Genomic DNA, 15,033 nt, shown 5'->3' with positions numbered 1-15,033 from the left:
TTTTTTTTGAGCTAATTGGAGAATGTGGTGATTCGTCCATCATTTGTTAAAAATCGCAAAAAACCTTCAAGGAAATCCGGACGAGGATGGTTTTCCGGATGGGGTGTAGTTTTGGTTTTGATCGGAGGATGGCTCATGGTCAGTGCCAGTGCAGTTATCTTACCGGGAGAAATTCAGGCAGCCCGGATCAAAGATATCGCCTCCATTGAGGGCGTGCGTGAAAACCAGTTAGTCGGGTATGGCTTGATTGTTGGTCTGGATCGGACCGGTGATTCCGTCGTTGGTGGTCAATTTACGGCGCAAGCCATTATTTCCATGTTGAATACCATGGGGCTCAAACTCAATATAGATCCCATTCAATTGTTAACAAAAAATACCGCGTCAGTGATGGTGACCGCCAAATTGCCTCCGTTCGCCAGACCCGGCATGAAATTGGATGTGCAGGTCTCCTCCATGGCCAATGCCAAAAGTTTGCGAGGGGGAACGTTGTTGTTGACCCCGCTGAAAGCAGCCAATCAACAGGTGTATGCTGTCGCCCAAGGACCCCTCTCCACATCCGGATTTGAAGCTGGTGCGGGAGGGACCACAGTGAAGAAAAATCAACAATCCGGGGGGATTATTCCTGGTGGAGCGATTGTCGAACGAGCGGTGGATGTGGACATGCAAGCGTGGGAGAAATTTTCTTTGACCATGCATCAGGCTGATTTCATCACGGCATTGCGGGTGTCTGAGGCCATTAATGCTCATCTCGGGGATGGTGTGGCCTCGGCTGTCAATTCCGGACAGATTCACGTGGGCATTCCCGAACGGTTCCAGGGCAAGATAGTCCAAATGATTGCTGCGGTTGAAGGGCTGGATGTGAATGTGGACGTCCTGGCCAAGGTTGTGGTGAACGAACGAACGGGAACGATTGTCATGGGTGAACATGTCCGGTTGGCGAGGATGGCCATTTCCCATGGCGATCTCACGATCAAGGTGGGAACGCAGTTTAATGTCTCTCAACCAGAGACCGGCTTTATTGGGCGGGGAGCACAGGGTGCCGGTAGAACTGTCGTGACTCCGGATGTGCAAACCGATGTGCAAGAAGAGGATGGTCGAGTGATTCAAGTAGACAGTTCCGTGACGCTTGGGGATTTGGTAAAGGCGTTGAATTCATTGGGTGTTACACCTCTCGATTTGGTCGCCGTATTAACGGCGGCTAAGGCAGCAGGTGCCCTTCAGGCCGACTTGGAGTTGATCTAGATCAGGATCTGAAGAGGGCACCTTGTTCATGACCGTCTGGTGGAAAGGATGTGGTTTATGAATGCTGACATGTTCCCTATGGATATGACGGGTCTCGCACACTCCGTCACCACTGGAAGGATAGATCGGGTAGAAAATTCCGTACGTCGGGGAGAATTACTGCGTGCGAGTCAGGAATTCGAATCCTATTTTTTGTCCTATCTGATGAAGGTGATGCGAGAGACGGTCCCCAAAGGCGAGATCACAGCCAACCCCATGGGGGAAATGTACTATTCCTTTTATGATGAAGAAATTGGCAAACGTGCGGCTCAAGCGGGAGGGATTGGCCTTTCTGCGTATATGTTAGACACGGTGGCCAGGAATGAAGATCTCACACGTTCTCCCACCTCAGATCCCCCTTTTTTGAAATCTTGAGAGGTTCTGTAAAGTTTAACGGCGTTGCTTCCGATACATACAGAGAAGGAGGCAAGAAGCCATGACCATACGGGGCCTTGATCCCAGTGGAGAGCTGGGGAAACTTTTTTTTCACGTCCAAGCTAAAAACCTTCAGACGCAGGAGTCCAGCCCACCAAGCGCCACCCAGCGTCCTTCGTCCGCTGACCCGGTTGATCTTTCCGTTTTGGCCCAGGAAATACGCGACTATTCCACTCGAGTGGCGCAGGTTCCTGAGCTGAGAGAGGAGAAAATCAGGCGTATTAAGCAGGTATTGGAGGCGGGGGCACAATTGGCGACCTCCAGTCAGGTGGCTGATGCCTTGACCCGAGAGACGATTCTTAACGAGCTAGGCTCGAAATAAACACCTGACGTTTGTGAGAGAAATGGCTGACCGATGATTCATACCCAACCGGAAATGTGGGAACGGTTGCTGGAAATGTTGGCTGAAGCCCAATCGGTGTTTCAGCGGTATGGTGTGTTGCTTTTTCAAGAAGCGCACAGCATTCGGATCATGGATCGGCCCAAGTTGGTCGAGGTCAACGGTCAGAAGGAACAAACGTTGGAGACGATGTGTCAGTTGGAACAGCAGGTAGAGCGTGAGCTTCATCGGTTGGCCGGGTCTGCCGCACATGAGTCAATTTGGAATTGGTTGAAAGCCGTTCCGGACCCACGGGCACAATTGGCGCAAGGAATGTTGACGGACCTTCTTCGTCTGGCGCATTTGATTCAGGAACAAGGGAAAAGGAATGATGCCCTGATTCGTCCAATTTATCATAGGGTCCGTGAGGCAGTTCAAGTTATGTATACAGGGTTAGGTACCGGTCCGGTGTATCAGGGATCTGGAATATTACATTTTCCTTCAGTTCCTAGCTCGGTTCATCTCCAGGGATAGGGGTCTTATGGCGGGCATCAGTGACATTTTTAATATCGCGCGTTCCGGAATTCGTGCCAACCAACAAGGGCTCGCGACCACATCCCATAACATCGCTAATATTAATACCAAAGGCTATTCCAGACAGGAAGTTGTCCTTGAGACTGCGCGGCCGGCTGAAGGGACGATTGGGAGCGGAGTCCGGGTTGCCGCTATTCGTCAGTCCGTCGATGATTTTCTGGAGAACCAGTTGACCTCCGTCCATGAGGACCTTGGATCTATAACCGCCAGGAATAATTACTTGGTTCAAGCGGATGGGATTTTTACCGAAACGGATAACTCCGGACTATCGTTTAGTCTGACAGAGTTTTTCAATGCGGTTCGGGATTTGGCGACGAATCCAGAAAGTACCATACAGCGGACGGTCCTGTTGGCTAAGGGGCAATCCCTCTCGGACCAATTTGTGACGGCGGCTCAAGGATTAAATCAAATCCGCTTGGATGCCGATGGGGAGATTGCCAGGCATGTCGATACTATAAATGGGTTGGCCACAAAGATTGCCTCTCTGAATGATGTCATTTTTAAAACGGAATCCAGTGGACGTGATGCGCTGGATTTACTGGATCAACGAAGGGTTCTCATTAATGATTTGGCGGGTTTGGTCAATATTGAGCAGGTGCCTCTGAACGATGGCATCGGCATTAATGTTGGAGGCCAACTCTTGGTAGCGGGTAATCATACCAATGCGTTGTCGACCGAAGCCGACCCGGACAATCCTCCAATGCATGATGTGACATTTGTGCGCAGTGATGGGAGTGAGTTGTCAATCACCCACAATATTCATGGAGGGCAAATCGGCGGATTACTCGCCCAGCGTGATGGGGATATGGTGAAATTTCAAGACCAAGTGGATCGATTGGCCGCCGTTTTGATTAATGAATTTAATCAACAGCATCAGGCCGGATATGGCTTAGATGGCACCACGAATAATAATTTTTTCTCCGCCTTAAATCCTCAAGCGCCTCTGGCTTATGACCGGAATACGGGAAGTGCCTCCGGCGGTTCGGTCACGATTGCAGATCCCACTCTGGCGACCTTTCAGGAGTATGAGGTGCAGTTTTCCGGAGCCTCTGCCTATTCTGTGGTCAATACGGCGACCGGTGCGACCGTGACGTCTGGTGCGTATACCTCCGGATCGCCCCTGAGTTTTGATGGGTTAGATGTCGTGATCAGCGGCACGCCGGCTGCGGGGGATGTGTTTTATGTCAATGCTCAAAAAGGTGCGGCCCAGCAACTTGGTCTGGCCCTCTCGGATACGGATAAGATCGCGGCTGCTTCTACGGTCGCAGGGATTCCCGGTAATAACATCAATGCATTAAATCTGGTGGCGATTCATACGAATCGGCACGTGGATCTTGGGAATGTGACACTCAATGATTACCACACGATTACAATTGGAGATGTCGGGAGTGCCACCCAGCAATCGACGCAGGCGCTGCATAGTAAACAGCTTGAAATTGATCAGTTGACGGCCTTGCGAGAAAGTGTCTCAGGGGTTTCATTGGATGAGGAATTGACCAATCTCCTAAGTTTTCAGCGCTCATTCGAAGCCTCAGCCCGGATGATTACGGTAGCGGATGAATTGATGCAGACGATGCTGGCGATGGGCCGCTAACCTTCTTGATGAGGCAACCACCTGAGGGTAAGTCTCATTGATGACCGGTCGAAATCTGTCGGATAAGGACGAACAATCGTATGCGTGTGACTGATCGTCAACAGGTTGATGCGCTGCTAAGGGCGATTCAAGGTATTCAGCGAAATATCGGGGATCGCCAGGAGCAAATTTCTTCGGGAAAGCGGGTGAATCGCCCTTCTGATGATCCTGCGGCATCCGAACGGATTAATCAGTTTCGGAATGTTCTGCGGACCACTGAACATCGTTTGAACACGGTTAATGAAGGAATGGGACGGCTCAATTTATCCGATAGCGTCCTGGAGCAGGCTGGGAATACCGTCCAGCGGGCGAAAGAACTGGCGTTGAATATGGCGAGCGACACGAATACGTCCGTGGAGCGACGGAATGCGGCACAGGAAGTTCAGCAACTGATCCTAGGCTTGGCCGGCATTGCCAATACCCAACTTAATGGACGATTTGTGTTTGCTGGCAGTCAAACAAAAACCGAACCGTTTGTCCCGGGCTCGGCCACGGGATCAGCCAGTACCAGTAATGGGGGAGGTGCCAGTGTTGGCGTATCTGTGGCGTCCGCGCCGGCATTACAACCGGATGCGTATCAAATCCAATTTACCTCCTCGACCCAATTTGATGTGCTGAATCTGACAACGAATCAGACCGTATCCTCAGGCAATACTTATGCATCCGGGGCCGCATTCTTGTTTGATGGGTTGGATGTCACCATTACGGATGGAGGGGGTCCCCCTGCCGCTGGCGACCAATTCTTTGTACGAGTCGGCTATACCTATCAAGGCGATGGTGCGGGGGTGGAGGTGGAAGTTGGTGATGGTCGGACCGTGGCAAGCAATGTCCCTGGGGACCAAATTTTTTCGGGCCCCACGGTGGATCTGTTTCAAAACCTTCAGGATTTTCATCAGGCCTTGGTGACCAATGATGGGTCGGGTATTCAAGCGGCCATCGGTCAGTTTGATGAGGCTCTCTCCCAGGTAAACGATGCCAGGGCTACGATCGGTGCCAGAGTCAATCGACTGGATACCATCAAAGATGGTTTAGACCTCTTGAGTGTGAATACGCAAACTCTTCGGTCCAATTTTGAGGATGCCGATATCGCCCAAGTGGCTTCTGATTTGGCTACGCTACAAAACACGCTTGAAGCGTCGATGAGCACACTTGCACGGCAATTTCAGACGAATTTATTAGATTTCATTAAGTAGGCCGTGAAGGTTTCTTATTTTTTAGACTAAAGAGTGTCACCCCAGTGATTGAAAAGGTACGAAATCTTTATGCGAATTCTTGTGGTTGATGATGATCCTCTCACATTACATATGGTGGTGTATCGATTGCGGCAATGGGGCCATGATGTCATTTCCTGCACTGACGGGGATTCTGCATGGAAGGTGTTAGCACGAGGATCCGTGCCGAATGTGGCGATTGTGGATTGGATCATGCCGGGGCTCAATGGCCCTGAACTGTGTCAAAAGATCCGGGGGAGAACCGATTGCCCCTATGTATATATTGTCATGTTGACGGGGCGGAATAATCCTGAGGATCTCATTGCCGGATTGGATGCGGGAGCGGATGATTATCTCACAAAGCCTTTCCATTTAGGGGAATTGGATGCACGGTTACGAGCAGGGAAGCGAATTGTCGATTTGCAAAATGAATTGATTTCGGCTCGAGAAACCCTTCGGATTCAGGCGATGCAAGATCCCCTAACGCAAATCCTGAATCATGGTGCCATTGTGGATACGTTGTTGCGGGAAATTGATCGGGCCCATCGGGAACAGCAACCCTTGAGTCTCATTCTGGCTGATTTGGATGGATTTAAGAATGTGAATGATTCCTATGGGCATGTTGCGGGCGATCAGGTGCTGGTTGAGGTCGCTAGACGGATGCGTTTTTGTTTGCGTTCCTATGATGCCATTGGCCGATACGGCGGAGAGGAATTTCTCATGGTGTTGCCCAATAGTGATGCGGCCCAGGCCGTGCGGCTTGCTGAACGTATTCGAGTGGCGATTTCCCAGAAACCCTTTCGCGTTCACAATACTGATCTAACGGTGACGGTCAGTCAGGGGGTCACGACGTGGACCGATCCCTGTCCAATTCCCATTGAACATTTAATACAATCTGCAGACGGTGTCCTCTATTTAGTCAAAAATAGCGGTCGAAATGGCGTGGAGTTTGCGCAATTTCATGGGCATGCGGATGAGACTTTTTCGCGCCTCACGAGTTCCCCAACTTCATTGAAGCAATGATTATGGCTTCCATTCTTGTGATTAATGATGATCCGGTCCAACTCCATCTTCTTGCGAGTTGGCTTGAGAAGGATTACTTTGCGGTCAGTCGTTTCGTCTGTTCTGAAGAGGCCTGGCGATGGCTCCAAGAAGGTAATGTGCCGGATGTCATTGTTCTTGATCTTCATATGCCGGGAATTAGCGGATGGCGTTTTTGTGAATTATTGCATTCGTTCTTTGGGTCGACACAGGCAGTGCCGCCTGTCCTTGCCGTTTCCGCCACGTATACCGGAATCGATGCTCAAGACATTTTAAAGGACCTCGGAGCTTCCGCATTTCTTGCCCTCCCGACGGATCCGCAACGCTTTCGTCAGCAGGTACGCCAGCTGGTGGAAAGTCCTCCAAGTCCCCTGCGTCCACAGATCTGGATGGTTTCGGCTGACAATTCGGCCATTCAAGGAATTCATCACCTCTTCGTTGAACGGGGGTGGCGCGTGGTCGAATGGGAAGCGGGCAAGCAGGTTCAGGTGGCGGTGAATCTTGTGGACCCGGATATTATCCTCATTGACGATCCTCTCTTGGATATGACAAGCGATGAGTTTGGGATTTGGTGCAAAGGCCAATTTCCTCAGGCCATGTGTATTATCCTTGGACACGAATCTATGGCAGGAAGATCCCTTCCTGAGGCGATGCATGTAGATGCGTATCTACCAAAAGCCTGCGATCCATTAAATATCATTTCTTTGTGTGAAAAAGGGCGTTGGGAACGCGCATTCTCCCGAGTGGAACATTTACTGGATATCCGCACTGATGATTTACGCGAATCTGAAGCTCAATTTAGGGAGCTGTTCGAAACGCTTCCGGATATATTGGTGATTTATGATCATCGAGGAATCATCACCCACGTTAATTCCCTCGGAGCACAACAATTAGGATATCGCCCCCCGGTCTTGATGGGGAAAGCTTTTTCATTAATTAAACCTGAGTCAGCAGACGCGGAATCCAGTCCCACGGTGCCAAACCCTGCTCATGGGGTTCGGAGATGGGAGGAAACGTTCCTTCGTCAAAAAAGCGGCAGCAATCTTCCAGTAGAGATGATGGAACGAATGGTTCAGTTTCAAGGCCAACGTCAAACTCTGTTCATTGCCCGCGATTTGACGGCAAGAAAGCACATGGAGGAAGAGAAATTTGCCCTTGAACATCAGTTGCGGCAGGTTCAAAAAATGGAAGCTATCGGTCGACTGGCCTCAGGGGTTGCACACGATATGAATAATACATTAACGGCAATTATGGCCCATGCAAGTTTGTTGAAGATACAGGATAAAGCGGGAACCTCCTTGTGGACAGCGGGTGATGTCATTGAAAAAGCCGTTCGTCGTGGAAAGGAATTGACTTCCCAGCTCTTGGGGTATGCCAGGCAGGGTAAACATCATCATGTAACGGTGGATACCCATGAAGTGATTCAGGAAGTGATGAACCTGCTCGGAAGAACGATCCATAAAATGATCACATTTCGAGCGGATCTATCGGCAACAAGGTCTCATGTGGTAGGGGATCCTAACCAACTCTATCAGATTCTCATGAATTTAAGTGTCAATGCCTGTGATGCAATGGGTGAACGTGGGGAATTGCTTGTGAAGACTTCGAATGAAACGGTCACACCGGAATATGCCTCACGTGTCCCGGGACTGTGCGCAGGGAATTATGTATTGATTCGGGTGACGGATACCGGGACGGGAATGTCATTAGAGACTCAACGACATATTTTTGAGCCGTTTTTTACCACGAAAAAGCAGGGGCAGGGAACTGGAATGGGATTGGCGATGGTGTATGGTATCGTCAAAAATCATCACGGCTATATTGGGGTGACGAGTTCCCCTGGGTGTGGAACGACCATGCGTATCTACCTTCCGGATGCACCGTGTGCGACTCGCATGACCAGATCGATTCGGAAGACGGAACCTTCCCACGGGACCGGACATATTTTAGTGGTGGATGATGAGAAGGAGGTGGGAGAAGCTGCTCAGGCCATACTGGAATATCTCGGCTATCAGGTGACGGTAGTGGTCAATGGGAAGGAGGCCGTGGACATTTGTCAGGACTTGACGATTCCTGTGGATGTTGTGCTGTTGGATATGGTGATGCCGGTAATGTCGGGGGCGGCATGTTTTGAAGAATTGCGAAGGATTCGACCAGATCTTAGGGTCATTCTCTGTACGGGTTATGACCGGAACCATGCTGTACAAGATTTATTCAATCAAGGTGTGATCGGGTTTATTCAAAAACCGTATGATGTCGACGAATTGGCTCATGCCTGTCAGGTTGTCCTGAAAGATGACAATCGGGTCGAACCCTGTGGTACGGGGAGGACGTGCTAAGCATAGATTTCTTTGAGAGGGAACTCGAGGGCAGGCTCACTTCAGCATGAAGACAAAAACATTGACCTATGTGGAGACCATCCCATCATGAAAATTCAGACTAGTCGGTTCGGTATGCTGGATGTGTCCGATGACACGCTTTTAACCTTCCCGTTTGGGCTCGTAGGGTTCCCAGCTTTCCGACGGTATGTGGTGCTCGACCCACCAGAAGATGCCGATTATCGGTGGTTCCAGTCCGTGGATGAACCAAGCTTAGCTTTTGTGATTATGGACGTGCATCTTTTGCAGCCGGATTTTCGCACCAATCTATCGGAAGAAGGGCTGGCGGAACTCGGCATGACTCCGACCGATTCCATTTCAATCATGGCCGTCGTCACGATTCCCTCTGATCAGCCCGATCAGGCTACTGCGAATCTTCGTGCCCCTCTTGTCGTGAATGAACGAACACGACACGGGAAACAACTGATTCTCCATGAATCAATCCCCTTGCGCTATCCATTATTCCAAGATTCTATCCAGGGCCAATCTTACTCCGGGGCGGCGAGAGAGGCCGCATCGGTGTAATGGATGCACACACACCACCGGCGCACAGGGCCAACCGGTTTCGTGCGTTTATAATGGCAGGATTTTTTCTACACGTGAATTTTACCTCAAAGCCAAGGAAGGCACCATGCTCATACTCACCAGAAAAATTGATGAAGCCATTCGTTTAGGGGATGACATTCGCATTGTCCTCGTCCAAATAAAGGGAGGGCAAGTGCGACTCGGGATTGAATGCCCGTCGCATGTCCGGGTACTTCGTGAAGAATTGTATGAAGCCGTCCGTCAAGAAAATTTAAATGCCGTATCCTCGGATCCGAAGGATTTGGCTCACCTACCCAGACCGAAAAGGCCGCAGGTTAAACCTACCGAATAAACCAGATCAGGCTCGTGTTTTTCGTCATGTAGGGCCGCCTAAGGAGGGGAACCCCCTCTCAGTGTCAGAGATCGTTTTAGCTCACCGGAAGCCCAGTACGGGGATTGCTATTCCATAGGCGTTGATTGAAATGGATTGAGGATCATCGTCGCAAAAGTAGGCCGTATTCGGCCTTATTCCGTAGTTCCATAATGGCCATGGGTCAATGTGGTCCCACCGGTTTCTTCAGTCCTGCGATCAATCAGCGTTTCTCTTGGTAGGCAAAAATTTCCGAGTTTATCAGCAATGTATTCCTAGTAGGGGAAAATGTTGTGAATGACCTGGAATTCGCCTGCCTTGGGAGCTGGATCCCGGCCGTTGTAACGTGAACTGCATGGCATAGAACTTGAACTTCTTTACATCGAAAAAAGAAGACGTGTAGCTCTTCAACGGTCGGTGATGCATGGTTTGAAGCCGGTGATCCGGGCCGACAAACAATCGAAAAACAATATGGAAAAATCTCGGAAATTTTGTGAATTGTTCTTTCAGGCGCTTCGTATACGCCTGGTGGAAGAGCGGATCATCGAATTATATCCTAGTGATGGTATTCAAAGTCCGGTGCATTTATCGATTGGACAGGAGGCTGTTGCGGTAGGGGCATGTCGGGATTTGAAAAAAACAGATTTAGTCTTCTGTACCTACCGTAGCCATGCTTTTTATCTGGCTAAAGGGGGAAGTTTGGCGGAAATGTTTGCCGAACTGTATGGAAAAGTTACCGGGTGCGCGCGAGGAAAGGCCGGTTCCATGCATTTAGCGGCACCCGAGGTAGGGTTGATGGGTGCCTCGGCTGTGGTGGCCAGTACCATCCCTCATGCGGTGGGAGCGGCTTTGGCGGCGAAACGGTTGGGCCATGATCAGGTGGTGGTTGGTGTGTTTGGAGACGGAGCCACTGAAGAAGGGGTCTATCACGAATCATTGAACTTCGCGGTTCTTCATCGCTTACCCGTGATATTTCTGTGTGAGAATAACGGTTTGGCCGTGCATTCATCACAAAAAGCCAGACAGGGCTACCATATTCTTGACCATGCGCGCTCATATGGCCTTCCGGTGTACCACATTGCGGAGGGATATGATTTTGTGAAGGTGGCGGACACAATGTCAGACATTATTCAACGTGTTCGGTTAACCCGAGAACCGGTATTTGTAGAGATCCGGACCTATCGGTACAAGGAGCATGTCGGGCCTGGCGAAGACTTCATGTGTGGCTATCGCCAACCTGATGAGTGGATGGCTTGGAAACGACAGGATCCTCTCGAACAGTATGGAAACCTAGTCGAAACGTTTCGCCCAGCCATCCTGAAAGAAATTGACGAAGCGGTACATTTTGCCATGAGCAGTCCATTTCCCTCAGTGGAGGAATTACTTCGCGATGTTGTGTAATGCGGCGGTCACATCCCGTGTGAACGGTCAAGCGGCGTCGGGTCTTCGTACCGCGGCCGGCACGGAGATCATGAGCTATCGGGACGCGCTGCATTGGACCATGCATGACGCCTTACAGCGGCATGATTCCGTTCTTATCCTGGGACAGGGGGTGGATGACCACAAAGGGATATTTGGTTCCACCTCAGGATTGAGTCAAGAGTTTGGTCCGGATCGAGTGATGGATACGCCGCTTGCCGAAGAAGGCATGACAGGGGTAGCCATTGGGGCCGCGTTAAATGGGCTGTATCCGATTCAGACCCATATTCGTGCCGACTTTTCCCTGTTAGCCATGAATCAGATTATTAATTTAGCCGCCAAATATAAATATATGTTTGGTGGCCGGTTTGACGTGCCCATGTTGATTCGCATGATCGTGGGGCGAAGTTGGGGGCAAGGTGCGCAACATTCACAAAGCCTCCAATCTCTTTTTGCGCATATCCCCGGGTTGCAGATTGTGATGCCCTCGAGTTCGCAATCGATTCTGGACACTTATCCGGCGGTGATTGATCGCTACCGGGGTCCCGTCATCTCATTCGAGCACCGGTTGATGTACGATCTGCAATTTTATGTGGCTCCGCCATCCACGCGACAGGAGACCGAACCCTTTGGGTCCCGGTTAGTGCGACCAGGTGAGGAGGTCACCATTGTGGCCACCTCCATCATGGTGTTGGAAGCCATGAGAGCAGCAGAACACTTAGCCCTGGTGTCCGATATTCAATGTGAGGTGATTGATTTGCACTGCGTGTCCAGTCCTGACTGGGATTTGGTTATGCACAGTGTTGAAAAAACGGGACGGTTGGTCGTGGCGGATACGAGTTGGCGGGAATATGGCGTATGCGCGGAGGTGTGCCGTGTGGTCGCTGAAAGAAATCCCGGATGTTTGAAGGCACCGGTGGTGACCTTGGGTATGCAGCCCGCTCCCTGTCCTACGGCTAAGTGTTTGGAAGATCTCTTTTATCCCGATTTACGCCAATTAGTGAATGCGTTGGCTGTCCTCGTCACCGGGAAGGAGAGCCATGGGTTGCCCTTGCCCGATACCCAATCGATGGCAGATGTGTATAAACGGTTCAAAGGCCCATTTTAAGCAGGATTGTCGGACCACCTCATCAAAGGAATGCGAAGATGAAAGTGCTCATTACGGGAATTTCAGGAATGGTGGGCAGTCACTTAGCGGAGTATATCCTTGCGGATCATCCGGACGTGGACCTTCATGGATTAATTCGATGGCGAACCCCTCTTGATTATCTTGTGGCCATCAAAGATCGCATTGCCCTGCATTATGGTGATCTTCGGGACTTGAATTCGCTCATTGTCGTGATCAAAAAAATCCAACCTGATTGGGTCTTTCATTTGGCGGCACAATCCTTTGTCACGACAAGTTTTGACGCGCCGGTCGACACGCTGTCCACCAATGTGCTCGGGACGACCAATTTGCTTGATGCGCTCCGTATTACCGGAGTAGATGCCAAGGTGCATGTCTGCAGTTCCTCTGAAGTGTACGGACAGGTGTTGGCGCATGAAGTGCCTATCACAGAGGCCAATCCCTTTCGTCCGGCCAGCCCGTATGCGGTGTCAAAAGTCGGGGAAGACATGATTGCCTTTCAATACTTTTTGTCCTATGGCATTCGAACCGTCCGTACCAGAATGTTTACCCATACCGGCCCACGGCGAGGGGATGTCTTTGCGGAAAGTGCCTATGCCAAGCAAATCGTCGAGGTGGAGTATGGGCTTCGAAAAAATCCGATCCGGGTCGGAAATTTGGACAGTATTCGGACATTTGCAGATGTTCGCGATGCCGTCAGGGCTTACTGGGTGCTGATGGAAAAGTGTCCAGCCGGGGAAGTTTATAATATCGGAGGTAACCGTACGATGACACTGCGGGACATGCTCGAGATTCTTAAAGGCATGGCCACCTGTCGCATCGAGCATGTGGTGGATCCCGCATTGTTGCGACCGTCGGATGTCACCCTGCAGATTCCCGATACGTCAAAGTTCAAAGCGGCGACCGGGTGGGAACCACGCATTCCCTTTGAAGAGACCTTAAAAGGTATTCTGGAATTTTATCGAAGGCGTTACCACAAGAGGAGCAAAGCTGCGTGATTATCTCTCGGACCCCCTATCGGTTGTCGTTTTTCGGAGGAGGCACGGACTATCCTCAATGGTATCTTCGGGAAGAGGGCGCTGTTCTTTCCACCACAATTGACAAGTATTGCTATGTGAGTTGTCGATACCTTCCTCCATTTTTCAATATTAAACACCGGATTGTCTGGTCGCATATTGAAACAGTATCGACTATTGGAGAGATTCTCCATCCTGCCGTTCGAGAAGGCCTGCGGTTTTTAGGTTTTGATGATTCTCAGGGAGTGGAAATTCAGCATCAGGGTGATCTGCCGGCCCGGTCAGGCATTGGATCCAGCTCTTCTTTTTCGGTTGGTCTGGTGAAAGCTCTCACGGGGTTGAAGGGAGAGATGTTGGGGAAAATGGATCTGGCCCGCCAGGCATTCACGTTAGAGCAGGATATCTTAAAAGAAACAGTTGGCTCCCAGGATCAAGTCGCAGCCGCCTTCGGCGGATTTAATGTTATTCATTTTCTACGAGACGGCCAGATTCAAGTCGAACCGCTCACCTTATCATTGGGGCGACTGGCTGAACTGGAGCAAAATCTCGTTCTACTGTATACCGGGACCAGTCGCTTAGGTTCAGACATTGCAAAAAGTGTCACCAAGAACTTTTCTCTCAGGTCTGCCGAACTGAAAACCATGCGTGGAATGGTGGACAGGGGGTTGGGTATTTTGAGTGGAACGAATTCGCTGGAGGAGTTCGGGAAATTGCTTCATGAAAGCTGGATGCTTAAGCGGGCACTTTCCCACGACATTTCCAATTCCACCATTGATGAAATTTATAAAAATGCTCTGGGCAATGGGGCGATTGGTGGAAAGCTTTCCGGGGCAGGAGGCAGTGGGTTTATGTTGTTTTATGTTCCGATTTTCAAGCAGCCACATTTTCTTTCAGCGATGCATCCCTATATTTGTGTGCCATTTTCTTTTTCACAATCAGGAAGCAGCATAATTTACTACGATGGGCCTGATAGAAGGGTATCCGGCGGATATCCTTCCGAGAGAGAAGGGGTCAATAAGGAAATGGAAAGAAGACGGCTTCCCTCTCTCAAGACCCCTAAAAAGGCAAAGGAAAAAGTTCTTGTCGGGCACCGATCCTGAGAGGCAGGACCATATGCCGTCACGAACTTCCGTTTCGCCACAAATGAGGATGACCAAGGAGGTATTCGGGTGTCCGTGGTTTCGGGTACATGAAGAAGCATGGGATGACTTTTCTGACTTAGACCGTCAACCGTTTTATCGTATTGAAAGCTCAGATGGTGTCTTAGTGTTAGCCCTGACCAAAAATGAAGAGATTATTCTGGTGCGTCAATTTCGCCATGCAATTAGGCGTACAACTCTTGAATTCCCTGCCGGAACGGTTGACGGTTCAGAAAGTCCAGAGATGGCGGCCGTACGGGAGTTATTGGAAGAAACCGGATATCGTTCCCCTCGGTTTGTTGGGTTGGGGACCGGGCATATGATGGTCAATCGGTTTAGTTCAAAGGGGTATTTCTTTTTGGCGCAAGATTGCGAATTAGATAATTGTGTTTCACTTAGAGAAAGTGAAGAAGTGGTTTTGGTATCTCCAGGCCAATTCAAAGAAATTGTATTGGCAGGGAAATTTGACCAAATGTCCGCGTTAACCCTTTTAAGTCTTGCCGAATGGACTACTGGGTTGCGATTGCTAGTTTAGCTATCCGGCCA

Annotated in this window: 15 protein-coding genes; all 15 read left to right on the top strand. The window is 50.2% G+C overall.

Features of this window, described 5'->3' with window-relative positions:
* Positions 1-135 precede the first annotated feature (135 nt).
* On the top strand, positions 136-1,242 hold the full coding sequence (locus LX98_RS10900; protein ID WP_496428925.1) for a flagellar basal body P-ring protein FlgI: 1,107 nt from the start codon (positions 136-138) through the stop codon (positions 1,240-1,242).
* A 57-nt stretch (positions 1,243-1,299) separates the two neighbouring features.
* Complete coding sequence (locus tag LX98_RS10895; RefSeq protein ID WP_496428924.1) at positions 1,300-1,656, top strand: rod-binding protein; 357 nt, start codon at positions 1,300-1,302, stop codon at positions 1,654-1,656.
* A gap of 61 nt (positions 1,657-1,717) precedes the next feature.
* The gene (locus tag LX98_RS10890; protein WP_496428923.1) at positions 1,718-2,038 is read left to right on the top strand and encodes a flagellar biosynthesis anti-sigma factor FlgM; all 321 of its coding nucleotides are present in this window, start codon (positions 1,718-1,720) and stop codon (positions 2,036-2,038) included.
* A 33-nt stretch (positions 2,039-2,071) separates the two neighbouring features.
* On the top strand, positions 2,072-2,569 hold the full coding sequence (locus tag LX98_RS10885; RefSeq protein ID WP_496428922.1) for a flagellar export chaperone FlgN: 498 nt from the start codon (positions 2,072-2,074) through the stop codon (positions 2,567-2,569).
* A gap of 7 nt (positions 2,570-2,576) precedes the next feature.
* Complete coding sequence (gene flgK / locus LX98_RS10880; protein WP_496428921.1) at positions 2,577-4,223, top strand: flagellar hook-associated protein FlgK; 1,647 nt, start codon at positions 2,577-2,579, stop codon at positions 4,221-4,223.
* Between the two features lie 80 nt (positions 4,224-4,303).
* The gene (gene flgL / locus LX98_RS10875; protein ID WP_496428920.1) at positions 4,304-5,455 is read left to right on the top strand and encodes a flagellar hook-associated protein FlgL; all 1,152 of its coding nucleotides are present in this window, start codon (positions 4,304-4,306) and stop codon (positions 5,453-5,455) included.
* Positions 5,456-5,524: 69 nt separating this feature from the next.
* Complete coding sequence (locus LX98_RS10870) at positions 5,525-6,496, top strand: diguanylate cyclase (protein WP_496428919.1); 972 nt, start codon at positions 5,525-5,527, stop codon at positions 6,494-6,496.
* A gap of 2 nt (positions 6,497-6,498) precedes the next feature.
* Positions 6,499-8,853: a response regulator gene (locus LX98_RS10865; protein WP_496428918.1), complete on the top strand. Its 2,355-nt coding sequence runs from the start codon at positions 6,499-6,501 to the stop codon at positions 8,851-8,853.
* Positions 8,854-8,940: 87 nt separating this feature from the next.
* The gene (gene fliW / locus LX98_RS10860; RefSeq protein ID WP_496428917.1) at positions 8,941-9,417 is read left to right on the top strand and encodes a flagellar assembly protein FliW; all 477 of its coding nucleotides are present in this window, start codon (positions 8,941-8,943) and stop codon (positions 9,415-9,417) included.
* Positions 9,418-9,523: 106 nt separating this feature from the next.
* On the top strand, positions 9,524-9,769 hold the full coding sequence (csrA, locus tag LX98_RS10855; RefSeq protein WP_496428916.1) for a carbon storage regulator CsrA: 246 nt from the start codon (positions 9,524-9,526) through the stop codon (positions 9,767-9,769).
* Between the two features lie 489 nt (positions 9,770-10,258).
* Positions 10,259-11,188 (top strand): thiamine pyrophosphate-dependent enzyme, encoded by a 930-nt coding sequence (locus tag LX98_RS10850; protein ID WP_496428915.1) that lies wholly within the window; start codon positions 10,259-10,261, stop codon positions 11,186-11,188.
* The gene (locus LX98_RS10845) at positions 11,178-12,314 is read left to right on the top strand and encodes a transketolase C-terminal domain-containing protein (protein WP_496428914.1); all 1,137 of its coding nucleotides are present in this window, start codon (positions 11,178-11,180) and stop codon (positions 12,312-12,314) included. Before LX98_RS10850 ends, LX98_RS10845 begins: the two co-directional genes overlap by 11 nt.
* A gap of 38 nt (positions 12,315-12,352) precedes the next feature.
* Entirely contained in the window at positions 12,353-13,330 is a 978-nt protein-coding gene (locus LX98_RS10840) for a GDP-mannose 4,6-dehydratase (protein ID WP_496428913.1), read from the top strand.
* Positions 13,327-14,448 carry a GHMP family kinase ATP-binding protein gene (locus LX98_RS10835; protein WP_496428912.1) on the top strand — a complete coding sequence of 374 codons (1,122 nt, stop codon included), beginning with the start codon at positions 13,327-13,329 and terminating at the stop codon, positions 14,446-14,448. The genes LX98_RS10840 and LX98_RS10835 overlap by 4 nt, the downstream gene beginning before the upstream one ends.
* Positions 14,449-14,461: 13 nt before the next feature.
* A complete protein-coding gene (locus LX98_RS10830; protein ID WP_496428911.1) occupies positions 14,462-15,022 on the top strand; it encodes an NUDIX domain-containing protein in 561 nt (186 codons plus the stop codon).
* The last annotated feature ends 11 nt before the right edge of the window (positions 15,023-15,033 follow it).

It is taken from the genome of Nitrospira marina (assembly GCF_059568365.1).
This window is presented reverse-complemented; position numbering and strand designations above follow the sequence as displayed.